This window comes from Nocardioides currus (assembly GCF_003057875.1).
GTDB classification, from domain to species: domain Bacteria; phylum Actinomycetota; class Actinomycetes; order Propionibacteriales; family Nocardioidaceae; genus Nocardioides; species Nocardioides currus.
In genome coordinates this window covers 24,712-51,489 of record NZ_PYXZ01000004.1, presented here as the reverse complement: position 1 = coordinate 51,489, position 26,778 = coordinate 24,712, and the positions used below count along the sequence as shown (strand labels likewise).

General features: G+C 71.8%; 23 protein-coding genes. 16 read left to right on the top strand and 7 right to left on the bottom strand.

The genetic code is table 11. The annotated features are described in order from the left end of the window. Nucleotides 1–21: 21 nt before the first annotated feature. The 7 genes from C7S10_RS10660 to ilvC all read left to right on the top strand — a co-directional run bounded on the left by C7S10_RS10660 (nucleotide 22) and on the right by ilvC (nucleotide 6,019). Nucleotides 22–723, top strand: coding sequence for a GNAT family N-acetyltransferase (locus tag C7S10_RS10660; RefSeq protein WP_108344433.1), 702 nt, complete (start codon nucleotides 22–24; stop codon nucleotides 721–723). A gap of 22 nt (nucleotides 724–745) precedes the next feature. Further along, nucleotides 746–1,255: a CAP domain-containing protein gene (locus tag C7S10_RS10655; RefSeq protein WP_108344432.1), complete on the top strand. Its 510-nt coding sequence runs from the start codon at nucleotides 746–748 to the stop codon at nucleotides 1,253–1,255. A 19-nt stretch (nucleotides 1,256–1,274) separates the two neighbouring features. After that, a complete protein-coding gene (locus tag C7S10_RS10650) occupies nucleotides 1,275–1,688 on the top strand; it encodes a VOC family protein (protein ID WP_108344431.1) in 414 nt (137 codons plus the stop codon). Beyond that, a complete protein-coding gene (locus C7S10_RS10645) occupies nucleotides 1,685–2,356 on the top strand; it encodes a 4a-hydroxytetrahydrobiopterin dehydratase (protein ID WP_108344430.1) in 672 nt (223 codons plus the stop codon). Before C7S10_RS10650 ends, C7S10_RS10645 begins: the two co-directional genes overlap by 4 nt. 244 nt (nucleotides 2,357–2,600) lie before the next feature. Next, nucleotides 2,601–4,367 carry an acetolactate synthase large subunit gene (locus C7S10_RS10640; protein WP_108344429.1) on the top strand — a complete coding sequence of 589 codons (1,767 nt, stop codon included), beginning with the start codon at nucleotides 2,601–2,603 and terminating at the stop codon, nucleotides 4,365–4,367. After that, complete coding sequence (gene ilvN / locus C7S10_RS10635) at nucleotides 4,367–4,918, top strand: acetolactate synthase small subunit (protein WP_108344428.1); 552 nt, start codon at nucleotides 4,367–4,369, stop codon at nucleotides 4,916–4,918. The genes C7S10_RS10640 and ilvN overlap by 1 nt, the downstream gene beginning before the upstream one ends. Nucleotides 4,919–4,993: 75 nt before the next feature. Next, on the top strand, nucleotides 4,994–6,019 hold the full coding sequence (ilvC, locus tag C7S10_RS10630; protein WP_108344427.1) for a ketol-acid reductoisomerase: 1,026 nt from the start codon (nucleotides 4,994–4,996) through the stop codon (nucleotides 6,017–6,019). A 68-nt stretch (nucleotides 6,020–6,087) separates the two neighbouring features. Here ilvC and C7S10_RS10625 read toward each other — a convergent pair whose 3' ends face one another. Then, complete coding sequence (locus tag C7S10_RS10625; RefSeq protein WP_108344426.1) at nucleotides 6,088–6,915, bottom strand: ABC-2 transporter permease; 828 nt, start codon at nucleotides 6,913–6,915, stop codon at nucleotides 6,088–6,090. Continuing rightward, nucleotides 6,912–7,811 carry an ABC transporter ATP-binding protein gene (locus tag C7S10_RS10620; protein WP_108344425.1) on the bottom strand — a complete coding sequence of 300 codons (900 nt, stop codon included), beginning with the start codon at nucleotides 7,809–7,811 and terminating at the stop codon, nucleotides 6,912–6,914. The genes C7S10_RS10625 and C7S10_RS10620 overlap by 4 nt, the downstream gene beginning before the upstream one ends. Nucleotides 7,812–7,975: 164 nt before the next feature. On the opposite strand from C7S10_RS10620, the gene efeU reads away from it, so the two are divergent. The 8 genes from efeU (at nucleotide 7,976) to C7S10_RS10580 (ending at nucleotide 20,381) form a co-directional block, all read left to right on the top strand. Continuing rightward, nucleotides 7,976–8,836 (top strand): iron uptake transporter permease EfeU, encoded by an 861-nt coding sequence (gene efeU, locus C7S10_RS10615; RefSeq protein WP_108344424.1) that lies wholly within the window; start codon nucleotides 7,976–7,978, stop codon nucleotides 8,834–8,836. 41 nt (nucleotides 8,837–8,877) lie between these two features. Beyond that, nucleotides 8,878–10,035 (top strand): iron uptake system protein EfeO, encoded by a 1,158-nt coding sequence (gene efeO / locus C7S10_RS10610; protein ID WP_108344423.1) that lies wholly within the window; start codon nucleotides 8,878–8,880, stop codon nucleotides 10,033–10,035. A 3-nt stretch (nucleotides 10,036–10,038) separates the two neighbouring features. Next, a complete protein-coding gene (efeB, locus tag C7S10_RS10605; protein ID WP_108344422.1) occupies nucleotides 10,039–11,277 on the top strand; it encodes an iron uptake transporter deferrochelatase/peroxidase subunit in 1,239 nt (412 codons plus the stop codon). A 19-nt stretch (nucleotides 11,278–11,296) separates the two neighbouring features. Then, nucleotides 11,297–12,796 carry a purine-cytosine permease family protein gene (locus C7S10_RS10600; RefSeq protein WP_108344421.1) on the top strand — a complete coding sequence of 500 codons (1,500 nt, stop codon included), beginning with the start codon at nucleotides 11,297–11,299 and terminating at the stop codon, nucleotides 12,794–12,796. Nucleotides 12,797–12,821: 25 nt separating this feature from the next. Beyond that, on the top strand, nucleotides 12,822–13,484 hold the full coding sequence (locus tag C7S10_RS10595) for an SDR family oxidoreductase (protein ID WP_108344420.1): 663 nt from the start codon (nucleotides 12,822–12,824) through the stop codon (nucleotides 13,482–13,484). 17 nt (nucleotides 13,485–13,501) lie between these two features. After that, on the top strand, nucleotides 13,502–14,218 hold the full coding sequence (locus tag C7S10_RS10590; protein ID WP_108344419.1) for a DsbA family oxidoreductase: 717 nt from the start codon (nucleotides 13,502–13,504) through the stop codon (nucleotides 14,216–14,218). A 77-nt stretch (nucleotides 14,219–14,295) separates the two neighbouring features. Continuing rightward, nucleotides 14,296–15,885, top strand: coding sequence for a phosphoglycerate dehydrogenase (gene serA / locus C7S10_RS10585; RefSeq protein ID WP_108344418.1), 1,590 nt, complete (start codon nucleotides 14,296–14,298; stop codon nucleotides 15,883–15,885). 164 nt (nucleotides 15,886–16,049) lie between these two features. Then, on the top strand, nucleotides 16,050–20,381 hold the full coding sequence (locus C7S10_RS10580; protein ID WP_108344417.1) for a carboxypeptidase regulatory-like domain-containing protein: 4,332 nt from the start codon (nucleotides 16,050–16,052) through the stop codon (nucleotides 20,379–20,381). Here the strand turns inward: C7S10_RS10580 and yczR are convergent. After that, a complete protein-coding gene (gene yczR / locus C7S10_RS10575) occupies nucleotides 20,293–21,738 on the bottom strand; it encodes a MocR-like transcription factor YczR (protein ID WP_108344416.1) in 1,446 nt (481 codons plus the stop codon). The genes C7S10_RS10580 and yczR overlap by 89 nt on opposite strands. Before the next feature lie 61 nt (nucleotides 21,739–21,799). Between yczR and yczE the strand changes: the two genes are divergently transcribed. After that, nucleotides 21,800–22,471: a membrane protein YczE gene (gene yczE, locus C7S10_RS10570; protein ID WP_108344415.1), complete on the top strand. Its 672-nt coding sequence runs from the start codon at nucleotides 21,800–21,802 to the stop codon at nucleotides 22,469–22,471. Nucleotide 22,472: 1 nt separating this feature from the next. Here the strand turns inward: yczE and C7S10_RS10565 are convergent, their stop codons facing one another. The 4 genes from C7S10_RS10565 to ccmA form a co-directional block, all read right to left on the bottom strand. Beyond that, nucleotides 22,473–23,894 carry a signal peptidase I gene (locus tag C7S10_RS10565; RefSeq protein WP_108344414.1) on the bottom strand — a complete coding sequence of 474 codons (1,422 nt, stop codon included), beginning with the start codon at nucleotides 23,892–23,894 and terminating at the stop codon, nucleotides 22,473–22,475. Nucleotides 23,895–23,922: 28 nt separating this feature from the next. Continuing rightward, complete coding sequence (locus C7S10_RS10560; RefSeq protein WP_108344413.1) at nucleotides 23,923–24,540, bottom strand: hypothetical protein; 618 nt, start codon at nucleotides 24,538–24,540, stop codon at nucleotides 23,923–23,925. A 145-nt stretch (nucleotides 24,541–24,685) separates the two neighbouring features. Beyond that, nucleotides 24,686–26,155 carry a DUF6297 family protein gene (locus C7S10_RS10555; RefSeq protein ID WP_108344412.1) on the bottom strand — a complete coding sequence of 490 codons (1,470 nt, stop codon included), beginning with the start codon at nucleotides 26,153–26,155 and terminating at the stop codon, nucleotides 24,686–24,688. Continuing rightward, nucleotides 26,142–26,774 (bottom strand): heme ABC exporter ATP-binding protein CcmA, encoded by a 633-nt coding sequence (ccmA, locus tag C7S10_RS10550; RefSeq protein ID WP_108344411.1) that lies wholly within the window; start codon nucleotides 26,772–26,774, stop codon nucleotides 26,142–26,144. Before ccmA ends, C7S10_RS10555 begins: the two co-directional genes overlap by 14 nt. Nucleotides 26,775–26,778 lie beyond the last annotated feature (4 nt).

Sequence of the window (26,778 nt, the reverse complement as noted above, 5' to 3'; positions counted from 1 at the left end):
CTCACGGTGTCAGATGGGCGGGTGACGCGCACCAACGAGCTCGGCCAGCCCATCGGCGATCCCGTGCCCGGCTGGACGCCCCGGCCGCCGACCGAGCCGGAGCAACTGGTCGGTCGCCGCGTCCGGCTGGAGCGGCTGCGGCCCGACCACGCGCCGCTCCTGCACGGACCGATGGTCCTCGAGAGCCCGCCGAGCACCTGGACCTACTACCCCTATCCCGACCTCACCGACCCCGCGGCCTTCGAGGCGTACATCGCCGCGGTGCTCGCCCTGCCGGCCGCCTGGCCGATGGCCGTGCTCAGCCCGGACGGGGCCGGCCTGGGGGTGTCCTGCTACCTGCGCAAGGACCCGGCCAACGGGTCGGTCGAGATCGGCTCGATCATCTACAGCGCCGCCCTCCAGCGCACGGCGGCCGCGACCGAGGCGGTCTACCTGATGATGTCGCACGCCTTCGACGACCTGGGCTACCGCCGGTTCGAGTGGAAGTGCGACAGCCTCAACGAGCCCTCACGTCGAGCGGCTGCCCGCCTCGGCTTCACCTACGAGGGACGCTTCCGGCAGGCCACCGTCTACCAGGGTCGCAACCGCGACACCGACTGGTTCTCCGTCACCGACGGAGAGTGGCCAACGATCCGGGCCGGCCTCGAGGCGTGGCTCGACCCGGCCAACTTCGACGCGGCCGGGCGGCAGGTAAAGAAATTGTCAAATTTCCTCACCACCTGAGGAGCCCACCTACCCTGCTGTCATGCGTCGGATCCCCCCGGTCCGTGCCCTGACCGCTGCCCTGGCCCCCGCCACGGCCGCGGCCGCGGCGCTCACCCTTGCCCTCGTCAGCGTCCCCGCGTCCTCGGCCCAGCCGCAGGAGCGGACGCGTCCATCGGCGACCCCGGAGGCGACGTACGCGACCTCCGCCCTCGCGGCGACCAACGCCGCCCGCACCCGCAACCAGCTCAAGGCGCTGGACGCCGACGGGTGCCTGAAGCGGTTCGCCGGTCGTCAGGCCCGGGCCATGGCCAGCCAGCAGTCGATGTACCACCAGGACCTCGGCGCGATCATGCGCACCTGCGGCCTGGTGATGGCCGGCGAGAACGTCGCCGTCGGCTACTCCTCGGGCACCGACGTCGTCCGCGGCTGGATGGGCTCACCCGGCCACCGCGCCAACATCCTCAACCGCGGCTACCGGATCGTGGCCGTCGCGGCCCGCGCCGGGGCCGACGGGCAGTGGTACTCCGCGCAGGTGTTCGGTCGCCGCTGAGCGTGGTTGAGTGGGTCGCATGGACCAGCGGATCAGCTTCATCACCCTGGCGGTGCGCGACCTCGGCGACTCGCGCAAGTTCTACGTCGACGGTCTCGGCTGGGAGCCGAGTGAGTACGTCGCCGGCGAGGTGATGATGTTCGAGGTCGCCGACAAGGTGGTGCTGTCCCTGTGGGACGTCGACGCGTTCGCGGCCGAGGTCGGGCAGGCGCCCGGCGGGGGCGTCCCGCCCATCACCCTCTCCCACAACCTCGCGACCCCCGAGGGCGTCGACCGCGTGCTCGAGCACGCCCGGTCCGCCGGTGCCCAGCAGGTCTCCGACGGCGCCGAGCGCGAGTGGGGCGGCTACTCCGGCTACTTCGTCGACCCCGACGGGTTCCGCTGGGAGATCGCCTACAACCCCGGACCGATCGGACAGAAGGTGCTGCCATGAGTGATCCGAGGACGAAGCTCACCCACCGCGAGGTGGCCGACGCCGGGCTGGACGACTGGCGCCAGGTGCTCGGCAGCCTCAAGGCGAGGTTCAGGACCGGCGACTTCGCCACCGGCCTCGCCCTCGTCGACCGCATCGGCGCGGCGGCGGAGGAGGCCAACCACCACCCGGACGTCTCGTTGACCTACCCCGAGGTGATCGTCACCCTGAGCAGCCACGACGTCGGCGGCATCACCAGTCGCGACCTCGACCTCGCCCGCACGATCAGCACGTACGCCGCCGAGGCCGGCGTGGACGCCGACGTCTCCGGGCTCACCCAGCTCGAGCTCGGGCTCGACACCGCGGCGGGGGAGCGGCTGGCCCCGTTCTACGCCGCCCTGCTCGGCAGCGAGGTCAAGGACGGCGAGCCCGTGGACGCGAGCGGTCAGGTGCCGACCGTGTGGTTCCAGGAGCCGGGCGACGACGGCCCGGCGCTGCCCGAGACCGACGTGGCCCAGCGCTGGCACTTCGACGTGTGGGTGCCGATGGACGAGGCGGCCCGCCGCGTGCAGGCCGTACTCGACGCCTGCGGCACGCTCGTCAGCGACGCGGCCTCGCCGTCCTACTGGGTGGTGGCCGACGCCGAGGGCAACCGCTCCTGCATCTGCACGGTCGCCAGCCGCGACTGACGGCGGCGCGCAACCGGCCCCTGCTGCCACATACTGGGACCGCCGTACCAAATGTTGGGACGGGTGAGAGAGTGGGTTGACGTCGGAGCCCCCCGACGACGACGGTAGGCGCATGCGCACTGAGATCCTTGTACGCACGCGACGCGTGAGCTAGCAGGTCCCCGACCTCGCCACACACGCGTCCTCCCCTCGTTGCCCGCCGGGCCGAGGGGTTTTTTCATTGGCAGACGAGCAAAGGTTCACCATGACAGAGCAGGGCGGGATCGCTGGGGCAGCCATGACCGGCGCGCAGAGCCTGATCAAGTCCCTCGAGAGCGCGGGCGCGACCGACATCTTCGGGATCCCGGGTGGTGCGATCCTCCCGGCCTACGACCCGCTGATGGACTCCACCCGCATCCGGCACATCCTCGTGCGGCACGAGCAGGGCGCCGGCCACGCGGCCCAGGGCTATGCCGCGGCCACCGGACGCGTCGGGGTCTGCATGGCCACGTCGGGCCCGGGTGCCACCAACCTGGTCACCCCGCTCGCCGACGCGCACATGGACTCCGTCCCGCTGGTCGCCGTCACCGGCCAGGTGGGCGCCTCGATGATCGGCACCGACGCCTTCCAGGAGGCCGACATCCGCGGCATCACGATGCCGATCACCAAGCACAACTTCCTCGTCACCGACCCGGCCGACATCCCGCGCACGGTCGCGGAGGCGTTCCACATCGCCTCGACCGGCCGCCCCGGTCCGGTGCTCGTCGACGTCGCCAAGTCCGCGCTGCAGGCGATGACCTCCTTCCAGTGGCCGAGCGAGCTCCAGCTCCCCGGCTATCGTCCCGTCACCCGCCCGCACGGCAAGCAGATCCGCGAGGCCGTCCGGCTGATCCTCGAGTCGCGCCGCCCGGTGCTGTACGTCGGTGGCGGGGTCATCCGCTCGCGGGCGTCGGCCGCTCTGCTCAAGCTCGCGGAGGCCACCGGGATGCCCGTCGTGACGACCCTGATGGCGCGCGGCGCGTTCCCCGACAGCCACCCGCAGCACCTCGGCATGCCCGGCATGCACGGCACCGTGGCCGCGGTGGCCGGGCTGCAGAAGAGCGACCTGATCATCAGCCTCGGCGCCCGCTTCGACGACCGCGTGACCGGCAACCTCGACTCGTTCGCACCCAACGCCAAGGTCATCCACGCCGACATCGACCCGGCCGAGATCGGCAAGAACCGCTACGCCGACGTGCCGATCGTGGGTGACTGCCACGAGGTGATCACCGAGCTGATCGCGTTGCTCGCGACCGAGGCAGACGCCGGCCACACCGGCGACTACGAGGGCTGGGTCGCGTTCCTGGCCGGGGTGAAGAAGACCTACCCGCTCGGCTACGACACGCCCGCCGACGGCTCGCTCGCCCCGCAGTACGTCCTCGAGCGCCTCAGCGCCATCGCCGGCCCCGACTCGATCTACTGCTCCGGTGTCGGGCAGCACCAGATGTGGGCCGCGCACTTCATCGACTACGAGAAGCCCAACACCTGGATCAACTCCGGCGGCCTGGGGACCATGGGCTACGCCGTCCCCAGCGCGATGGGCGCGAAGGTCGGCATGCCGGACACGACCGTGTGGGCGATCGACGGCGACGGCTGCTTCCAGATGACCAACCAGGAGCTGGCCACCTGCGCGATCAACGACATCCCGATCAAGGTCGCGATCATCAACAACGAGTCGCTCGGCATGGTGCGCCAGTGGCAGACGCTGTTCTACAACGAGCGCTACTCCAACACCGACCTGCACTCCAAGCGCATCCCCGACTTCGTCAAGCTCGCCGAGGCCTACGGCTGCATCGGCCTGTCGTGCGAGTCGCCCGAGGACGTGGACACGACCATCGAGAAGGCCATGTCGATCAACGACCAGCCGGTCGTCGTCGACTTCCGCGTGCACCGCGACGCGATGGTCTGGCCCATGGTCGCCGCCGGCACCAGCAACGACGAGATCAAGTACGCGCGCGACCTCGCGCCCCAGTTCGACGAGGACGACATCTGATGAGCACGCACACGTTGAGCGTCCTGGTGGAGAACAAGCCGGGCGTCCTGGCCCGCATCGCCGGCCTCTTCAGCCGGCGCGGCTTCAACATCGAGAGCCTGGCCGTCGGGCCGACCGAGCATCCCGAGGTCTCGCGGATGACGATCGTGGTCAACGTCGACGAGTCGCCGCTCGAGCAGGTCACCAAGCAGCTCAACAAGCTGATCGAGGTGATCAAGATCGTCGAGCTCGACGGGTCCGCCTCGATCAACCGCGAGCTGATGCTGGTCAAGGTGAGGGCCGACGCGCAGACCCGCGGCGCCGTGCTCGACGCCGTCCAGCTCTTCCGCGCCAAGGTCGTCGACGTCGCCCCCGACGCCATCACCATCCAGGTCACCGGAAACGCCGACAAGCTCGGCGACGTGCTGCGCGTGCTCGAGCCCTTCGGGATCCGCGAGCTCGTCCAGTCCGGCATGGTCGCCATCGGCCGCGGCTCGCGCTCCATCAGCGAGCGCAGCATGCGCCCGGTCCCCGTCCCGGCCCCCGCGTCCGCGACTCCCCTCGTCGGTTGAGGCGCGAGGCCGCCCGCGGCCGAGCCTCGAAACCGCACCAGTCAGCAAGAAACCCAACCAGAAGGAGAGCCCCCAGTGGCTGAGATGTTCTACGACGACGACGCCGACCTGACCCTCATCCAGGGCAAGAACGTCGCCGTCATCGGCTACGGCAGCCAGGGCCACGCCCACGCGCTCAACCTGCGCGACTCCGGCGTCGACGTCCGGGTCGGCCTCAAGGAGGGCTCGAAGAGCCGCGCCAAGGCCGAGGACGAGGGCCTGCGCGTGCTGTCGGTCGCCGAGGCCGTGCAGGAGGCCGACGTCATCGTCGTGCTCGCCCCCGACCAGGTCCAGCGCCACATCTACGCCGAGTCGATCCAGCCGCACATCACCGCCGGCGACACCCTCGTCTTCGGCCACGGCTTCAACGTGCGCTTCGGCTACATCCAGGCACCCGAGGGTGTCGACGTGATCCTGGTGGCGCCCAAGGCCCCCGGCCACACCGTGCGTCGTGAGTACGTCGCCGGGCGCGGCATCCCCGACATCATCGCCGTCGAGCAGGACGCCTCGGGCACCGCGTGGGACCTGGCGAAGTCCTACGCCAAGGCCATCGGCGGCACCCGCGCCGGCGTCATCAAGACCACCTTCACCGAGGAGACCGAGACCGACCTGTTCGGTGAGCAGGCCGTGCTCTGCGGCGGCGTCTCGCACCTCGTCCAGGCGGGCTTCGAGACCCTGACCGAGGCTGGCTACCAGCCCGAGATCGCCTACTTCGAGGTGCTCCACGAGCTCAAGCTGATCGTCGACCTGATGTTCGAGGGCGGCATCGCCAAGCAGCGCTGGTCGGTCTCCGACACGGCGGAGTACGGCGACTACGTCTCCGGCCCCCGCGTCGTCACCCCCGAGGTGAAGGCCAGCATGAAGTCGATCCTCGACGACATCCAGAGCGGCGCCTTCGCGAAGCGCTTCATCGACGACCAGGACAACGGCGGCAAGGAGTTCCTCGAGCTGCGCGAGAAGGAGGCCGCCCACTCCATCGAGGCGACCGGCAAGACGCTGCGCTCGCACTTCGCGTGGAAGCAGGAGGACTCGGACTACACCGAGGGCAGCGCCGCCCGCTGACCGACGCACGACGGCGGTGTCCGGCAGTCACCTGATGACTGCCGGACACCGCCGTCCGTGTGTCTGCGCTACTTCACCTCGGCCCGGCGCACGACCCACAGCCCGATGGCCAGCGGGATCGCGAGCCAGAACAGCGTGGTGACCCCGAGCTGGGCCCACATCTCGCCGGTCAGGTCGCCGTTGAAGAGGTTGCCCTGGGCGAAGTTGAAGTCGACCCACGGCTGCAGGTCCTCCCACCACTGCTGGCTGGAGGCGAGCAGCATCGACAGCGGCGGCAGCACGAAGCTGTAGACGAAGTAGCCGACGATCGCCCCGGCGGAGTTGCGGATGAGCACGGCGAGCATGAACCCGACGAGCATCCCGAGCACGTTGGCGAGCACGATCCCCAGCGCCTGGTCGAGCGGGATGTCCCAGACCGGGTCGATGCCCGCGATCGCCGCGCCGAGGATGTTGCCGAGGGCGCCGATGGCCAGGGCCAGCGCGATCGAGACGACGCCGACCGCGACCGAGAGGCCCAGCTTGACGGCGATGATGCGACCGCGGCGGGGGACGAGGGTGAACGTCGTCAGGCCGCTGCGCTGGCTCCACTCGCTGCTCACCGACAAGGCGGCGATGATCGGCAGGATGACGACCATCGGGAAGCCGATCGCGGCACCGAAGTTGTCGTAGGTCTGCGATCCCTCCGAGGCGAAGAGGATGACGCTGCCGGTGGCGATGACGGCCAGGATGCCGATGCTCGACATCAGCCAGAAGCCGGATCGGGTGTCGAACATCTTGCGGAGCTCGACCTTCACCAGTCGCGAGGTCGGGATCCGGCGGGCGGCGACGCGCGCGGGCACGGTCGCGGCGCCCGGCGCGGCGGGGTTGGTGCTGGGGGAGACGGTCGTGGCACTCATGCCGCAACTCCTTCACGTTGGGTCTCGGCGGTGAGCGCCAGGAACATGTCTTCGAGCCCCGCGCCCTCGGCGGAGCGCAGCTCGGTGAGGGCGATCCCGGCGGCCAGGGCCACCGCGCCCACCCGGGCAGGATCGGCGTCGGTGCGCACGGACCCGTCGCCGGCGAGGGTGCTGGGCACCCCGGCCTGCTCGAGGGCGTGGGCGAGGTCGCGCGGCGAGGAGGCGCGGGCCAGGGTGCCGGCGGCGGCGAGGAGCTCCTCCTTGGTCCCGGAGGCGACGATCTTGCCGTTGCCGATCACGACGAGGTCGTCGGCGATGACCTCGATCTCGTGCAGCAGGTGTGACGACAGGAGCACGGTGCCGCCCTGGTTGGCGTAGCCGCGCAGCAGGTCGCGCATCCAGCGGATGCCGGCCGGGTCGAGGCCGTTGGCGGGCTCGTCGAGGATCAGCACCCGCGGGTCGCCGAGTAGGGCGGTGCCGATGCCCAGGCGCTGGCGCATGCCGAGGGAGTAGTTGCGCACCCGGCGCCTCGACTCGCTCGGGGTCAGGCTGACGAGCTCGAGCATCTCGTCGACGCGCTTGCGGGGCAGGCCCATCGTGTCGGCGGCGATCGTGAGGATCTCGCGACCGGTCCGACCGGCGTGCTGGGCGGACGCGTCGAGGAGGACGCCGACCTCGAGGCCGGGGTTGGGCAGATCCGCGAACCGGACGCCGTCGATCGTGGCGGAGCCGGACGTCGGGGCGGTGAGCCCGACCATGACGCGCATCGTGGTGGACTTGCCAGCGCCGTTCGGACCGAGGAAGCCGGTCACGCGGCCGGGCTGGGCGGTGAAGGAGACGTTGTCGACGGCGGTGAAGCCGGCGTACCTCCGGGTGAGTGAGTCAACGGTGATCATGGGCCCAACCCTCGCTGCGAGGGCCGCCGGTCCACATCGGGTGCCGACCCCCACGCAGCCCCCACCCGACCCCCGCCCGACCCTGACCCGGAGCAGGGGTCTCCCTGAGGCCCGGGCATGAGCCAAGGTGAGGCTGGCCTAAGAAGAGGAGTACGATCCCCTTCGTGTTCGCCAACTACCTGATCGGCCTCCGCGAGGGCCTCGAGGCTGCGCTCGTCGTCAGCATCCTCGTCGCCTACCTCGTGAAGTCGGAGCGACGGCACCTGCTGCCGCGCATCTGGGCCGGGGTCGCGATCGCCGTGGGGGTGAGCCTCGCCTTCGGGGCCGCGCTCACGTTCGGTCCGCGCGGACTCACCTTCGAGGCGCAGGAGCTGATCGGCGGCACGCTGTCGATCGTCGCGGTCGGCTTCGTGACGTGGATGGTCTTCTGGATGGCGCGGGCCGCCCGCGGCATGGGCGCCGATCTCCGCGGCCAGATCGACCGGGCCGCCGAGGCCAGCCGCTGGTCACTGGCCGTGGTGGCGCTGTTCGCCGTCGGTCGCGAGGGACTGGAGACCGCCCTGTTCCTGTGGGCCGCGACCAGTGCCGTCACCGACGGCACCAGCACCACCTGGGAGCCGCTGGCCGGCGCCGCCCTCGGCATCGCCACCGCGGTCGTCCTCGGGTGGCTGATCTACCGCGGTGCGCTCAGCATCAACCTGAGCCGGTTCTTCACCTGGACCGGTGCCTTCCTGATCGTCGTCGCGGCCGGCGTGCTGGCCTACGGCGTGCACGACCTCCAGGAGGCGCGCTTCCTGCCCGGCCTGCACAGCCTGCTCTTCGACGTCTCGGCGCAGGTCCCGCCGACGTCGTGGTACGGCACGCTCCTCAAGGGCGTCTTCAACTTCTCGCCACAGACCACCTACCTCGAGGCCACGGCCTGGGTGCTCTACCTCGTCCCGACGATGACCGCCTTCCTCCTCGCCGTACGCCGCCGCGCCACCGCGGCGCCGACGCGCCCGCCGGCACCCGCGCCGGTGTCCTGACCACCCTGCCCCCGATCGACCCGAACCAGAACAGGTCCACGATGTCCCGCATCCCCGCCGTTGCCGCCGCGCTCTCGCTCGGTGTGCTCCTCACCGCCTGCACCGAGAACGCCGCCCCGGCCGACGAGGGCGACGCCCGCAGCATCACCGTCGAGTCGTCGGCCGACGCCTGCGACCTGTCCGCCGTCGAGGCACCCGCCGGCAAGCTGACCTTCTCGGTCAAGAACACCGGCACCGACGTCACCGAGTTCTACCTCCTCGCCCCCGACGGCCTGCGGATCGTCAGCGAGGTCGAGAACATCGGCCCCGGCCTGACCCGCGACCTCACGGTCGTCACGCCCGAGGGCGACTACATCACCGCCTGCAAGCCCGGGATGGTCGGCGACGGCATCCGCGCCGACTTCACCGCCACCAAGTCCGACGAGGCCGTCGACGTCTCCGCCGGCGACACCGAGCTCGTCGACCAGGCGCTGACCAACTACGCCGCCTACGTCGGCGACCAGACCGACCAGCTCGTCGCCAAGACGCAGGAGTTCGTCGACGCCTACAAGGCCGGCGACGACGAGGCCGCTCGCGCCATCTACCCCGTCGCCCGCACGCACTGGGAGCGGATCGAGACCGTGGCCGAGTCCTTCGGCGACCTCGACCCGATGATGGACGCCCGCGAGGCCGACCTGGCTCCCGGTGACACCTGGACCGGCTGGCACCGGATGGAGAAGGACCTGTGGCCGGCCCGCGCGGAGGACTACACCCCGCTCGGCGCCAAGGCGCGGGCGAAGTTCGCCGACGACCTGATGGCCAACACCGAGGAGCTCGCCACCCGAGTGCCCGACCTGACCTACACCGTCGACCAGATCGCCAACGGCTCGCGCGGGCTGCTCGACGAGGTCGCGACCGGCAAGGTCACCGGCGAGGAGGAGTACTGGTCGCGCACCGACCTCTACGACTTCCAGGCCAACGTCGACGGCGCCAAGGTGGCGTTCGACGGGCTGAAGCCGATCGTGGAGAAGAACGACGCCGCGCTCGCCGACCAGATCACGTCCCGTTTCGAGGAGCTGCAGGCGCTGCTCGACGAGACGCGGGAGGGCGACGGCTTCGTGTCCTACGACGAGCTGACCCAGGACCAGGTGCGCCAGCTCTCCGACGCCGTCAACGCCCTCAGCGAGCCGCTCTCGAAGCTCGCGGCCGCGGTGGTCTGACCCGTGTCCGGAGTCTCTCGTCGTGGCCTGCTCGGCGGCATCGGTGCCGCCGGGGCGGGCGCGGCCGCGATCGGCTTCGGCGCGGGCTGGGCAGCGCAGGGCAGCGAGCCCGACGACGCCGGGTCCGCCCCGACGACGTTCGACCTGTACGGCGAGCACCAGTCCGGCATCGTCACGCCGGTGCAGGACCGGCTGCACTTTGCCGCCTTCGACGTCCTGACCGACGACCGCGAGTCCCTCGTCGCCCTGCTGCAGGCGTGGACCGTGGCCGCCGCCGAGATGATGGCCGGCCGTCCCGCCGGACCCGACATCTCGTCGTACAACGCACCTCCCGACGACACCGGCGAGGCCATCGGCCTGCCGTCGAGCCGGCTCACCATCACCTTCGGCTTCGGGCGCTCGCTCTTCGACGACCGATTCGGGCTCGCCGACCGCCTGCCCGAGGCCCTTGTCGAGCTGCCGCACTTCCCGGGCGACAACCTCGACCCCGCCCGCTCCGACGGCGACCTGTGCGTCCAGGCCTGCGCCGACGACCCGCAGGTCGCGGTCCACGCCGTGCGCAACCTCGCGCGGATCGGCTTCGGGACGGTCGGCGTGCGCTGGTCGCAGCTCGGCTTCGGCAAGACCTCGACCACGACCCGCGACGAGCAGACGCCGCGCAACCTGATGGGGTTCAAGGACGGCACGATGAACCTCAAGTCGGACGAGCAGTCCGACCTCGACGAGCACGTGTGGGTCGAGCCGTCCGACGACCGGGACGCATGGCTCGCCGGCGGGTCCTACCTGGTCGCCCGCCGGATCAACATGACGATCGAGATCTGGGACCGCCAGACCCTCCAGTCGCAGGAGGGCGACATCGGCCGCACGAAGGCCGAGGGTGCCCCGCTGTCGGGAGGCACGGAGCACGACGACCCCGACTTCGAGCTGGCGGGACGAGACGGGCCGCTCATCGACCCCGCCTCGCACGTCGCGCTGGCCCACCCCACCGCCAACAACGGCGTGCGGCTGCTGCGCCGCGGCTACAACTTCGTCGACGGCTCGACCGAGATCGGCCGCCTCGACGCCGGGCTGTTCTTCCTGGCCTACGTCACCGACCCGCGCAGCCACTACATCCCGATGCAGACCCAGCTCGCCAGCAAGGACCGGCTGCAGGAATACCTCCAGCACACCGGCTCCGCCCTGTTCGCGATCCCCGGCGGCATCGCGCCGGGCGAGCACGTCGGACAGGCGCTCTTCGCCTGATCGGGTGCAAGATGTGCCCATGAGCACTACGGCACGTGACACCGGCCTGGAGGCCACCCGGCGGCTCGGGGTCGAGCAGACCGGCATCGAGATCATCGACGAGGCCGACCGGACGGCGCAGCCGCGCGACCTGTTCTGGCCCTGGTTCGCCGCCAACGTGAGCGTCTTCGGGATCAGCTACGGGTCCTTCGTCCTCGGGTTCGGGATCTCGTTCTGGCAGGCCGTCGTGGTCACGGTCGTGGGCGTCGTCGTCTCGTTCGCGCTGTGCGGCGTGATCGCCATCGCCGGCAAGCGTGGCTCGGCCCCCACCATGGTCCTGAGCCGGGCGGCGTTCGGCGTCAACGGCCAGAAGGTCCCGGGCGTGGTGTCGTGGCTGGTCTCGATCGGGTGGGAGACGTTCCTCGCCATCCTGGCCGTTCTCGCGACCGCCACGATCTTCGACCAGCTCGGCTGGGCGGCGGGCACCACCACCAAGGTGATTGCCACGCTCGTCGTCGCGGCCCTGATCGTGTCGGCCAGCGTCGCGGGCTACCACATCATCATGCGGATGCAGTCGGTCCTGACCTGGGTCACCGGCGTCGCCACGATCGTGTACGTCGCCCTGACGATCGACGAGGTCCACTGGTCGTCCGTCAGCGCGATCCCCAACGGCAACGCGCAGCAGATGATCGGCGCGCTGGTGATGGTGATGACCGGCTTCGGGCTGGGCTGGATCAACATCGCCGCCGACTGGTCGCGCTACCAGCGGCGTACCTCCAGCGGAGCCGCCATCGTCGGGTGGAACACCTTCGGAGGCGCGCTGGCCCCGGTGCTGCTCGTGCTCTTCGGGCTGCTGCTCGCCGGCTCGTCGCCGGACCTGTCCGCCGGCATCGTCGACGACCCGATCGGCACCCTCGGCACCCTGCTGCCGACGTGGTTCCTGGTGCCCTTCCTGCTGGCCGCGATCCTGGCGCTGGTCAGCGGTGCCGTGCTCGGCATCTACTCCTCTGGCCTCACGCTCCTGTCGCTCGGCGTGAAGATCCCGCGGCCCGCGGCCGCGCTGGTGGACGGCGTGATCCTGACGCTGGGCACGATCTACGTCGTCTTCTTCTCCGACAACTTCCTCGGACCGTTCCAGAGCTTCCTGATCACGCTGGGCGTCCCGCTGGCGGCCTGGGCCGGCGTGATGATGGCCGACATCGCCCTGCGTCACCGCGACTACGACGAGGAGGCGCTCTTCGACGCGCGGGGGCGCTACGGCTCCTTCGACTGGACCTCCATCGCGACCATGGTCGGTGCCTCGGTCCTCGGCTGGGGCCTGGTCGTCAACTCGTTCGCCGCCGACGCCTCGTGGAACAACTGGCAGGGCTTCCTGCTGGAGCCGCTGGGCCTCGGGACGTACGTCGACGACCCGGCCGGTCCCTACTGGGACGGCCCGTGGGCCTACGCCAACCTCGGCGTGCTGCTCGCTGCGGCGCTGTCGTTCGTGGTCACCCTGCTCGCGCGTCGCGCCACCGTCGCCCGCCAGGAAGCGGTCTGACCCGGGTCGTGGCAAGGTGGCAGGCATGAGCACTGTCGCCGTCGTCGGAGGAAACGGGCAGATCGCCCGCCTGCTGCACCCGCTGCTGGTCGCGCGCGGCCACACCCCGATCGCCCTGGTGCGGCAGGAGTCCTACCGCAACCGGCTCGAGGCGATGGGCGCCGCGGTGCGGCTCCTCGACATCGAGGGCAGCACCGCGGACGACTTCGCGGCAGCGTTCGAGGATGCCGACGCCGTGGTCTTCGCCGCGGGCGGTGGGCCCGACGGCAACATCGAGCGCAAGCGCACCGTCGACCTCGAGGGGGCGCTCAAGACCATCGAGGGCGCCCGGCAGGCCGGCATCAGCCGCGTCGTCCAGGTCTCGGCCATCAACGTCGACGAGCCGCTGCCCGACGACACCAGCGCGGTCTGGCGTGCGTACGTCGAGGCGAAGCGCGACGCCGACGCCGCCCTGCGCGAGAGCGGGCTGGACTGGACGATCATCCGCCCGGGCCGCCTCACCGACGACGAGCCGACCGGCCGGGTCGAGCTGGGCGAGGGCGTCACCCGCGCCGAGGTCCCGCGCGCCGACGTCGCCGCCGTGCTCGCCGAGGTCATCGACTCCGGGGCCGGCATCGGCGCCCAGTGGGACCTCGTGTCGGGAGACACACCCGTCGCCGAGGCGGTCAGGGGAACATCCACCCGCTGACCGCGGTTGCGCCCCACATGCGCATCGACATCTGGTCCGACGTGGTCTGCCCCTGGTGCTACATCGGCAAGCGCCGCCTCGAGACGGCCCTGGGCACCTTCGATCACGCCGACGACGTCGAGGTCGTCTGGCACTCCTACATGCTCGACCCGGGGGCGCCGTCGGAGCCCACCGAGCCCACCAGCGTGATGCTGGCCAGGAAGTATGGCCAGACCCCCGAGGGCGCCCGGCAGATGCAGGACCAGGTCGAGGCCGTCGCCGCGGAGGAGGGCCTCGTCTACCGCCTGTCCGAGACGCTGCACCTCAACACCCTCGACGCGCACCGCCTCATCCACCTCGCGCTGCACGACGGCGGGCCCGAGCTGCAGGGCCGGGTGAAGGAGGCGCTGCTGGCGGCGTACTTCACCGAGGCCCGCAACGTCGCCGACCCCGCCGAGCTGCGGGCGGTCGCCGTCGAGGCCGGTCTGGACGCCGCGGCGATCGACCGGGTGCTGGCCGGCACGGAGCACACCGACGACGTGTGGGCCGACATCGAGAAGGCCCAGGCGTTCGGCGCGACGGGCGTCCCGTTCTTCGTGATCGACAACAAGTACGGCGTGTCCGGCGCCCAGCCGGCGGAGGCCTTCAGCCAGGTGCTGGAGCGGGCGTGGTCGGAGTCGCACCCGGTGATCGAGGTGCTCGCCGGAACCGCTGGGCAGGGCGACGCCTGCGGACCGGACGGCTGCGCTGTCTGACCCGAGCACCTTGTAGGGTTGGGGGAGCACAGCGTCGTGCAGGCCCTCATCGATCATCTGCCTCGAGGAACTCCGCTGTGACCCAGAAGCCTGTCGTACTCATCGCCGAAGAGCTGAGCCCCGCCACCGTCGAGGCGCTCGGCCCGGACTTCGAGATCCGCCACTGCAACGGTGCCGACCGCACCGAGCTGCTCGCTGCCATCGTCGAGGCCGACGCCATCCTCGTGCGCTCGGCCACCAAGGTCGACGCCGAGGCGCTGGCCGCGGCGAAGCGGCTCAAGGTCGTCGCCCGCGCGGGCGTCGGCCTCGACAACGTCGACGTCAAGGCCTCCACGCAGGCCGGCGTCATGGTCGTCAACGCCCCGACGTCCAACATCGTCTCCGCGGCCGAGCTGGCCGTGGCGCTGATGCTCGCCGCCGCCCGCCACGTCAGCCCCGCCCACGCCGCGCTCAAGAACGGGGAGTGGAAGCGCTCGAAGTACACCGGCATCGAGCTCTACGAGAAGACCGTCGGCATCGTCGGCCTCGGCCGCATCGGGGTGCTCGTGGCCCAGCGCCTGAGCGCCTTCGGCATGAAGGTCATCGCCTACGACCCCTACGTCCAGGCCGGCCGCGCCGCGCAGATGGGCGTGCGCCTCGTCGACCTCGACACCCTCCTCGCCGAGGCCGACTTCATGAGCGTGCACCTGCCCAAGACCCCCGAGACCGTGGGCCTGATCGGTGCCGACCAGCTCGCCAAGGCCAAGTCCTCGCTCGTGCTCGTCAACGCCGCGCGAGGTGGCATCGTCGACGAGGCCGCGCTGTACGACGCCCTCAAGACCGGCCAGATCGCGGCCGCCGGCCTCGACGTGTTCGCCAAGGAGCCGTGCACCGACAGCCCGCTCTTCGAGCTCGAGAACGTCGTCGCCACCCCGCACCTCGGCGCGTCGACCGACGAGGCGCAGGAGAAGGCGGGCATCGCCGTCGCCAGGTCGGTGCGGCTCGCCCTGTCGGGCGAGCTCGTGCCCGACGCGGTCAACGTCCAGGGCGGAGTCATCGCCGAGGACGTGCGTCCCGGCATCCCGCTCACCGAGAAGCTCGGTCGCGTCTTCACCGCGCTCGCCGGCGAGGTCGCCCAGCAGATCGACGTCGAGGTCCGGGGCGAGATCACGGAGTACGACGTCAAGGTGCTCGAGCTGGCGGCGCTCAAGGGCGTCTTCTCCGACATCGTCGAGGACCAGGTGTCCTACGTGAACGCCCCGCTGCTGGCGGCCGAGCGCGGCACCGCCGTACGCCTCGTCACCGACGGCGAGAGCCCCGACCACCGCAACCTGATCACCATCCGCGGCACCCTCGCGGACGGCTCGCAGGTCTCGGTCAGCGGCACGCTCGTCGGGATCAACCAGAAGGAGCGCCTGGTCGAGGTCAACGGGTTCGAGATCGACATCGAGCCCACCGACCACCTGGCCTTCTTCGCCTACACCGACCGTCCCGGCATGGTCGGCGTCGTCGGCGGGATCCTCGGTGACGCCGAGGTCAACATCGCCGGCATGCAGGTCTCGCGCCAGGACAAGGGCGGCGAGGCGCTCGTCGCCCTGTCCGTCGACTCGGCGATCCCGGCCGAGACGCTGGCCGAGATCGAGACGGCCATCAGCGCCGTCTCGGTGCGCGCCGCCGACCTCGTCTGACTCACGCGTCGCGCTCGCGGGCGGGTCCCCTCCGGGGGAGCCCGCCCGTGCGTCGTTTTCCGCTCGGGCGATCCCGGAAAACGTCCGCCCCGCCGGATCGCTCGCCCCTAGCCTGATGCCGATCCGCGCAGGGGCAGCGGTGTGCTGGGGAGAGGAATCGCGCCGTGCGCGGACGTTCGTGGACCACCCGTTGGCTGGCCGGGATCCTCGGCCTCGTGCTGCTCGCCGGAGCGCCGGCCGGAGCAGCCGAGCCCGTCCCGGGGCGGGTCACGGGTCAGGTGACGCTCGCCGACGGGAGCCCGGCGGTCGGCACGTGGGTGTCGCTCTCCGACGCGGACGGCGGATCGACCTACCTCTCGATGGCCGCGGACTCCGCGGGCCGCTACGCGTTCGAGTCCGTGCCCGCCGGCGACTACACGGCACGGTTCACGCCGACCGAGGCGTCCGGGCACCTCGAGGAGTTCTGGGAGGACGCAGCGACGTCCGCCGACGCCGACGTGATCACCGTCGCGGACGGGGCGACCGTGCCGGGCATCAACGCCTCCCTCGCGCGCGGGTCCAGCATCAGCGGCAAGGTCGTGACCGAGTCTGGCGCGGCCGTCGGCGGCGCGAGCGTGACCGTCTACAAGCGTTCGGGCGCGGGTTCGGACTACTGGAACCAGGTGAAGTCCGTGAACACGGCCTTCGACGGGACCTACACGGTCAAGGGCCTGCTCGTCGGCATCTACCGGATCGGGGTGAGCGACCCCAACGGCGTCCGGGCCCCCGAGTTCTACCGCGACCAGCCGATCGTCGAGCTGGCGGACAACGTGCCCGTGAGCGCGGGCGTGACCGTCACCGGCAAGGACCTGACGGTTGCCGCCGCGTCCCGCATCACCGGCACCGTCCGCAATGCTGCGGGCAACGGGGTCCCGCAGGTCTCGGTCCAGGCGCTGGTGCTCAACCCCGCCTCGGGCAATTGGCTCCACGCCGCCTCGACGACCACCAACTACCAGGGCGCCTACGACCTGGGCGGGCTGAGCGCCGCGACCTACCGCCTGCGCTTCACCGACTACAGCGGGAACCTCGTCGCGGAGTACTGGAACGACGCGCTCGACGTCGACTCCGCCAACGACATCGTGGTCGCGGCCAACACCACCCGGTCGGGCATCGACGCGGTGCTGGCCGCTGGCGCCTCGATCGCCGGGAAGGTGACAGGTCCCACGGGCGAGGCCCTCACCGACGCCTACGTCTCCGCCTATCGCCGTACGGCGACGAACGGCTGGACCCAGATCGCCTCGCGCCCCACCGGGCCTGACGGCAGCTACAAGATCCAGGGGCTGCCTGCTGGCAGCTACACGCTCGGCTTCAGCCCGGCCTGGGACAGCCACCTGGTCGGGGAGGTCTGGAACGACGCGGCGAGCATGGACACCGCGACCTGGTTCCCGGTGGTGGCGGCCGACCAGCTGACGGGCAAGGACGCCCAGCTGCACCGGGAATCGGTCATCGCCGGCACCGTGTCGCGGAGCGGCACGCCGCTCGCGGACGTGAACGTCTACGCGCTGCGACGCGACGCCCAAGGGCAGTGGAGCACCGCGTCCAGCGCCCGCACCGACGCCTCCGGCGGCTACCGCCTCGAAGGCCTGCACGCCGGCACCTACCGCGTGCGCTTCTCCGACTCGTGGAGCGACGAGCCGCAGGTCTTCTGGCCCCAGGCCACCACGGTCGAAGCGGCGACCGACGTCGTCCTCGCCACGGAGCAGGTGCGCACGGGTGTCGACCATGCCTACTCGGCGCCCCCGGCGATCCGCGGGACCGTCACGGACGGCGCGGGTGATCCCGTGCGCGACATCCGGGTCGTCGCCTACCGCGAGAGTGGCGGGTACTGGTCGTGGGTCACCTCGACCAGGACCAGCGCCACCGGGTCGTACGCGCTCAACGGCCTGGAGCAGGGCACCTACCGCATCGGGTTCGAGTCCGACCGCTACGTCGCCGAGTTCTTCGACGACGCGGCGACCGTGGGGCAGGCCACCGACGTCGTGCTCGGCGCGGTCGACACCAGCGGCATCGACGCGGTGCTGGTCGATCAGGGCCACATCACCGGCACGGTCACCGGCCCGAGCGGGGCTCCGTTGCGCGACGTGCACGTGACGGCGATCGAGTCCGTGGACGACGAGGAGGAATACCAGCTCACCCGGTCCGCCACCACCGACGCCTCGGGACACTACGACGTCGCCGGCCTCGAGGCCGGGACCTACCTCCTCTCGTTCAGCGACCCCTCGGACGTCCATGCCGCGGAGTACTGGAACGACCAGGTGCACCGGTCGCAGGCCCAGGGCATCCGGGTCGAGGCCGGCCAGACCGTGTCCGGCAAGGACGCGCAGCTCGGGATGGGCGCCTCGATCCGCGGCACGGTGACCGGCCCGTCCGGCGCCGCCGAGCGGCAGGTGTTCGTCAGCGTCGAGATCCAGGACCCCTTCGACGGCTCGTGGTCGCAGCAGGGATGGGCCCGCACCAACTACGCCGGCGGCTACACCGTCGCCGGGCTGCCCGCCGGGGCCTACCGCGTGAAGTTCACCTCGTCGTCATGGCCTGCCCTCGTCCCCGAGTTCTGGGACGGCGTGTACGACGCGGAGTCGGCCCGGGTCCTGCCGCTCACCGCCGGTGAGCAGCGGACCGGTGTCGACGCCTCCCTGGAGCGGGCCGGTTCCATCACCGGGACCGTGGTCACCGAGGGTGACGACGACGGCTACGCCGAGGTCACGGTCTACCGCCGGGTCGTCGGCGAGTGGGAGGAGGTGCGGAGCACTGCGAGGTACAGCGGGGAGTACGTGATCGAGGACCTCGCGCCCGGCACCTACCGGGTCGGCTTCGACGACCCGTCCTGGCGCGACGAGGACAACTACACGGCGGTCTTCTGGGACGGCGCCACCACGCTGGCCGGCGCCACCGACGTCGTCGTCGCGGCCGGGGCGGCGGTCACCGGCATCGACGGCACGTTGCTCGACGCACGCCCCGCGTCCGTCACCGGACGCGTGAGCGTCGACGGCGGGGCGGCTCTGGCCGGGATCGAGGTCAGCGTCTACCAGAGGTACTCCGAGGACGACTACGACTACTGGGACTCGATCCGCACCGTGCGGACCGACGCCACCGGTCACTACGCCGTGCGCGGGCTCGCCGCTGGCACCTACCGCCTCGGGTTCCGCGACCCGCAGGGCACCGTCATCGCGGAGTACCACGCCGATGCCGGCTGGGTCCGGGACGCGACCGACGTGGTCGTGCCGGCGTCCGGTGACCCAGTCGTCGTCGACGCGGGCCTGGCCCGGGCTGCGGTCATCGGTGGCCGCGTCGTCGACCCGCAGGGCAACCCGGTGCGCTACACCGAGGTGACCGCCTACGCGTACGACGCGCAGGACGAGGAGTGGAACGAGGTCGACTCGACCTACGCCGGCCAGGACGGTCGCTACCGGCTCGGCGGCCTCGCAGGCGGCAGCTACCGGATCGGCTTCTACGACGACGACACTGGCGCCTTCGCCTCGGCGTTCTATCCCGGTGCGTGGAACGTCGCCGACGCCACGACCGTCACGGTCACAGCGGGGACTGAGCGGCTCGACGTCAACGTCGCGCTCGAGCGGGGCGGAAGCATCTCGGGCCGGGTCAAGGACGGCCAGGGACGCGATGTCGACACCTACGTGGTGCCCTACCGCCGGACCACGTCGGGCACATGGGTCGCGCTGCGTGGCACGTGGGCCCGAGGGACCTACGCCCTGTCGCGCCTGCCCGCCGGCACCTACCGGCTCTACTTCTCGCCGGACGACGACGAGACCTACCTGCCGGAGTTCTGGGACGACGCGCAGACCATCGCCGCCGCCACCGACGTGGCCGTCGTGGCCGGCGCGGTCGCCACCGAGCGCAACGCCGTGCTCGCCCTCGTGGGCTCGACCCCGACTCCCACACCGACTCCCACACCCACCCCGACGCCGACTCCGACGCCGACTCCGACGCCGACTCCCACACCGACGCCGGAACCGACGACGCCGCCAGCCCCGGACCCGACGCCCACCGTGCCCGTGCCGACGGTGCCCGTACCGGTGGTGCCCGTGCCGGCGACGGGCGTGCCGACCCAGCCACCGGCCTCCGGGCCCGTCACGAGCGTCGTACCCCCCAAGGTCAAGGGTGTCGCCAAGGTCGGCAAGAAGCTGACGGCGAGCCCCGGCACCTTCTCCGCGACCAGCGTGACGATCACCTATCAGTGGTTCGCCGGTCGCAAGAAGCTGGCGGGCGAGACCGGACGCACGCTGCGGATCACCAAGAAGCTGGCCGGCGCGAAGATCTCGGTGGTGGTCACCGCGACGGCGCCCGGTCGGGCGCCGGTGAAGGTGCGCAGCAAGTCCGTCACCGTGCCCCGCAAGCGCGTCGCGGCCGGGGTCAGGCCACCGTCAGGCGGTCCGAGCCGGTTCGGACCGCCGCACCGGCTCGGGTCGACGACAGCGCCCACGCCTGCGCGAGCCGGGTGACGGCCAGCTCGAGCTGCTCACCCGGGCGCGTCCACGGCAGTCGCACGTAGTGCTCGAGGCCGCCCTCGACCGCGAACACGCGACCGGCCGCGGCGATCACGCCGAGCCGCTCGGCCTCGGCGACGAGGGCGCTCGCGCGCGGCTGGGGCAGCCGGCACCACACCGCCAGCCCGCCCGCCGGCCGGTTGAACGACCACTCCGGCAGCTCGGTGGTGAGCGCGTCGAGGAGCACGTCGCGCTGCCGGGCCAGCCGCTCGCGGTTGGCCGCCCACACGTCGTGCCGGTTCTCGACCAGGTGGACCAGGGCGAGCTGCTCGAGCAGCGGCGCGCCCAGGTCGAGGCTCATGCGGGCCTGGAGGAGCGTCGGCATCATCTCCTCGGGGACCCGCAGCCAGCCGAGGCGCAACCCACCCCAGAACTGCTTGCTCGCGCTGCCGATGGTGATGGCGCCGGGGGAGTGCGTGGCGAACGGCGCCGGCATCTCCTGCCCGTCCAGAGCCAGCGCCTGGTGCGCCTCGTCCACGACCGCGGTCACGCGGGCGCGACGCAGCGCGGCGGCGTACTCCGCGCGCTGCTCGTCGCTCATCACCAGCCCGGTCGGGTTCTGGAAGTCGGGGATCAGGTAGGCGAGCCGGGGTGCGGCCTGGCGGACGATCTCGGCCGTGGCGGACAGGTCCCACCCGTCGGGGTCGACGGGCGCCGGCACCAGCCGTGCGCTGCGGTGGCTGAGCGCCTGGGTCGCGTTGGGGTAGACGGGATCCTCCACCACGACCCGGTCCCCGGGGGCGGTCATGGCCTGCGCGACCACGGACGCTGCGGCCAGCGCACCGCTGGTCACCATGATCTGGTCGGGGGTGGTGGGCAGCCCGCGCTCGACGTAGGTCTGCGCCAGCGCCTCGCGCAGCCGCCCCAGTCCTGCCGGGTAGTAGCCGTGGCTGGAGAGGTAGGGCGGGAGCTCGGCGACGGCGGCCTCGTAGGCGGCGGCCACGCCGGCGGGCGCGCTCGGCGCCGCGCAGTTGAGGTCGACGACGTCCGGGTCGGTCGACCACGGGGCGAAGACGCGGTCGGTCACCGACTGCGCCCGCAGCGGCAGCCGGGTCACCGTGCCGGAGCCGCGGCGCGACTCGGCGTACTCCCGGTCGCGCAGCTCGGCGTAGGCCCGCGTCACCGTCGTCCGGCTGACGCCCAGCGCGGCCATGAGCTCGCGCTCGCTGGGCAACCGGGTCGCCACCGGGATGCGGCCCTCGCCGATCAGCAGCCGCAGCGACTCGGCGAGCTCGAGGTAGAGGGGACGTTCGTCGGCGGACAGGGGACCCAGCAGGGTGGCCACCCGTGACGCGCTGATGGTGCGGCTCATGCAGTCCACTGTCCCACGATTGGCTATCGAGGAGAAGGCCAATCGGGTCCAGACTGGGCGCATGTCCTCCAGCACCACCGTGCGCGCCCCGCGCCCCCTCGTCGACCTCGGCCCCCTCGCCCAGCTCCGTGCCGGTCAGCTCGCGCGGCGCGTGCCGCAGCTGGTCGTCGGTCTCGTCCTGTACGGCGTCTCGCTGGCGCTCATGGTGCGCGGGTCGCTCGGGCTGGCGCCGTGGGACGTCCTGCACTCCGGGTTCATCCGGCACGTGCCGATCACCCTCGGGCAGGCGGTCGTGCTGTTCAGCTTCGTGGTGCTGCTGCTGTGGATCCCGCTGCGCGAGAAGCCCGGCATCGGGACGATCGCCAACGCGCTGATCGTCGGGGTCGCGGCGGACGCCGCCCTGGCCGTGATCACCGAGCCCGACGCGATCTGGCTGCGGGTGGTGCTGCTGGTCGGTGGCATCGTCCTCAACGGCCTCGCCACCGCGCTCTACATCGGGTCGCAGTTCGGTCGCGGCCCGCGCGACGGCCTGATGACCGGGCTCGCGCGGCGCACCGGCTGGTCGCTGCGCCTGGTCCGGACCGGCCTCGAGGTCACCGTGGTCGTGCTCGGCCTGCTGCTCGGGGGAGTGCTCGGGCTCGGGACGGTGCTCTACGCCCTGGCGATCGGACCGCTGTCCCAGCTGATGCTGCCGTGGTTCACCGTCGACCTGGGTCCGCGCGGCGAGGCCTGACTCAGCGCGCGGCCCAGTGGGCCGCGACGCGCGCGGCGGGGAGCACCGAGTGGTAGATCGACACGTTGTCGACGTCGCCGACGAATCCCGGGGTGTTGAGCAGTCCGATGCTGCCCTGGCCCACGCGCCAGTAGCCGGTGTAGCTCGCGACGGCTGAGGTGGTGCCGGCGACGACGGCCGCACCGTCCACGTAGACGGTGGTGGCCCGCGCGGCCGTGCTGGTCACGACCAGGTGGTGCCACGCCCCGTCGTTGTAGGCGCGGGTGCTGGTGATCGTCTGCGAGCTCCACGGCCACCGGCCGAACGTGATCCGGCCGTTGGCCTCCATCGTGATGGCGCGATCGGCGTCGGTGGTGAAGAGGGAGTAGTTCGCGTCCCGGTCGTTCTCGAAGCCGGCGAGATAGCCCTGCGAGGTGGACGTGGTGCGGAACCAGAGCTCGATCGAGTAGGCGGCGGGGGCGGCGACGGCGCCGGTCCCGAGGACGATCCGGCCGCCGTTCGTCCCGACCGCGGTGCCCGGGTTCCGGGGAAGCCCGCCGGCCCGGCCCGGGGTGAGCGGGTTGAACAGCTCGCCGGTGCGGTTGTTGCCCGAGCGGTCGGCGGCGTAGGCCGTGCCGGCTGCCTCGTCGAGCAGCCACAGGCCGTAGGGCTGGTCGGCCAGCACCGCCGCGACGTACGGCTGCAGCAGTCCGGTGCCGGCCGTCCACCCGCTGGCGGTCGCCGTCCGGCTCGTGAACCGGGCGTCTGCCGAGGTGGTGAGGCTGCCCCCGACGACGACTGCCCCGATGACCACCGCCCCGACGGCCACGGCGAGGGCCGCGACGGGTGCCCGGCGACGGGGGATGCCCACGCGGTCAGGTCGCAGCCGGCGAGGGAGTCCCGGTCGGCGGGTCGGCGGCTCGCCGTCGAGGCGTCGCAGGGACGCCAGGAAGGCGGCCGCGGTGAGGAGAGTCCACAGCAGGACCAGCGGCCACCGCCCGGCGTGCAGCCAGTGCAGCGGCAGTCCGACATAGGGCACGAGCAGCAGCGCCTGCGCGCGGATCCCGGACGGGTCCAGCGGAGTTGAGTCGGTGAGCTCGTTGGCGTCGCCCGCCGTGGTGAAGTCGCCGTCGTCGCGCCGCTCGACGATGCGGTGCACCAGCACGCGGTCCTCGACGGCGGGATCGTCGAACACGTAGACGCGTCCGACGTGGACCCGGTGCTCGGGACCCGTGGGGCTGGCCAGCACGACGTGGCCCTCGTGGATCCCGGGGCGCATCGACCCCGACTCGACGACGTAGGCACCCCACGCCGAGACGAGGGGCGGGAGCGCCGCGACGATGACCAGGGTGACCAGCATCGCGCGGTAGGTGCGGCTCAGCAGCACGACGACCAGCCGGGCCCACGGGAGGGGCCCGGCTGATCGGTGAGGTGATTCCTGCATGGCTGCTGGTCGGCGGTGGCGGCGGCGGTCAGCCGTTGCTCTGCATCTCCCACTGCATGTCGATGCCGGTGTGGCTGTTCTGCAGCTTGTCGATGTCTGCCTGGCTCATCCCGGTGGTGTCGAACTCCCATGTGAGCTTGTAGGTCTTGGAGACCGGCGCCCCGGGCGCCACGGACCAGCCGCCGATGCCGGCGGCGAAGGTGTTGGCGGTCGCGAGGGCGCGCAGCGTCGTGCCGGCGGGGACGAGCGGGCCGCTCTCGCTCACGAACCCGGTGCAGTCGGCGAACGTGCCACCCTCACCGCTCTCGATCCGCACCTTGATGTGGTCCTCGAGCCCGGTCGTGGACACCACCGGGTTGACGGCGTATCCCTTGACCGTGCTGGCCACGGTCGCGTTGGCGGTGACCTTGATGCACTTGGCGTCGGTCGCGCCCGGCAGCATGTTCTTCACCTGGAAGCGGGCGGACCCGTTGTCGTCGTCGGTCAGGTTGACCGATCCGGTCGCCCAGTCGTTGCCCGAGTTGCGGGTCTGGCCGCTGAAGGCGGCGTACGACGCCTGGTAGATCATCGCGGCCGAGGCGATGACGGCGACGGGGGTGGTCGCGGCGACCAGGATCTTCTGGGCGCGACGAGATGGCGTGTTCATGGAGGCTCCGAGTGTGTGGCGTGGGTGGAGGGACCGGGGGGATCCGCGTTGATGTCACGCACACGGTAGGGAGGCCCCGGCACGGCTGTCCGAGGAATCGGCAAAAAAGGTCTAGACAGGTCTTGACGCGACAGGTGTCGTCTCGCTAGGCGGGATCGCTCGAGACGAGCCACGCGATCACGCCGAGGCTGATCGCCAGCGAGACGACGGTGCCGGTCGGGCCGAACACCAGGGGGAGCGCGGTGACCGCCCAGACGTCGAAGCCGCGGAACACGCTGGACAGCACGCCGGGAGGTACGGCGCCGGCCGGCGTGCTCACCATCGGCTTGCCGTAGTCGGGCGGCCGCGCGCTGACCCACCGCAGGGTGGCGGCCAGCGACGACAGGCCGCACGCGATCGCCAGCCGGACCGCTTCCTGCGTCGGCATCAGCGGGAGCAGGGTCCACGTCGTGCCGAGCGCGTAGAGCAGCAGCGCCGTCCCCGGCATCACCAGGTGCGCGCCCCGGACCTGGGCCGTGCTCATCGGCAGCATCCGCGCCACGCCCCGGGTGCGGACGACGACCCGCAACCCGGCGCACAGCGGCGGGCCGGCGAGCAACCCCGCCAAGGTGGTCGCGAGCACGAGGGCGCGGCCGGCGTCGGCCGACGCGGCGGCGTACGGCACGAGCGTCATGCCGGCCAGCACGACGAAGGGCTGGGGTGCGCGCACCGCGCGTCGCAGGTCGCTGTGCACGAGCGCCCACCACCCGACCGGTCCGCCGCGTCGACTGGTGACCGTGGCGCCCTTGCCCCAGCGACGGGCGAGCAGCACGTCGTACATCAGGCCGAGGTCGAGGGAGGAGAGCGCGCCCGACAGGGCGGGGGAGAGGTTCTCGGTCTGGCCGAGCACCCGACGCGACATCGACGACAACGAGCCGCGCACCCGCCAGGCCAGCACGGCACCCGCGACCAGGCCGGCCGCGGTCAGGGCGAGCGCCACGGGCGTAGGGACGCTCGGCACGCCGTCGAGGCGCCCGTCGGCGGTGGCGGCCAGCAGCACCCACAGCGAGCCGGTCACCAGCCACGTCAGCCAGCGGGCGGCGGCGTGCTCGTGCACCTGGGACAGGGCGGCGAGGGCGACGCACGCCAGGCTCGCCGCGCTCCCCGCCACCACGAAGGCCACCCCGGTGGACGGCGTGAAGCCGCCCAGCACGGCGGGCGTGAGCAGCACGGCGACGACGCCGACCACGGTGAACGCGACGGTGCGCAGCCACCCGGGCCGCAGGAGGGCGCCGCGATCGACCGGCGTGCCGAGCAGCCAGACGTTGGCGGCGGGCGGGCTGAACACGGGTCCGAGCAGTCGGGCGACGCCGAGCACCACCGCGGCGACGGCGAGAGCGCTGAGCCACGGGGCCAGCTCCCGGGTCACCGCGCAGGAGCCGACGCAGGCGTCGTCGGCGAGGCGGCGCAGGTTGAGCACCACGTTGCCGGCCATCGAGCCGATCATCACCACCGCGAAGATCGCGATGTAGGCGTCGCTGGCGACCTCCCAGTAGTTCAGCTCGGCGCGGCCGCGGCGCCACTCGCGGACCTGGCCACGGAGCTCGGAGGCGCGGGGCGCCTCAAGCGTCGCCAAGACGGACCACCCGGTCGCACACCTTCGCCACCAGGTCGGGGTCGTGGCTCACGAGCACGATCCCGCGTCCGGCGGCCTTCTCGGCGACGAGCTTCTCGCCGAGCCATGCGACCCCCTCCACGTCGAGGCGCTGCTCCGGCTCGTCGAGCACCAGCAGCGTCCGGGGCCGGACGAAGACGCTGGCCAGCGCGAGCCGGCGGCGTTGCCCCGACGACAGCGTCGAGGGCAGCTGGCCGGAGACCTGCATCAGGCCGACCTCGTCCAGCACCGCGTCGACGAGGTCCTCCGCGTCGCGCTGGCCGTGGGCGCGCGCGACCAGGTCGAGGTGCTCGACCACGCTGAGGTCGGGGAAGAAGTCGATGTCGTCCATGACCACGGCGAGGTCGCGGCGCACCTCGGCCCGGCGCTCGTCGAGCTGCTGGCCGGAGAGCAGCGTCTCGCCGGCATCGGGCTGGTCCGCGCCGACGATGCAACGCAGCAGCGTGGACTTGCCGCTGCCGTTGGGACCGACGACCCCGACCGCCTCGCCGGCGACCACGTCGAGGTCGACGGCGTCGAGGACGGTGCGCTCACCGAAGCGGCGGGTGATCCCGCGGACAGTGAGCAGGGCGTCGGCCATGTCG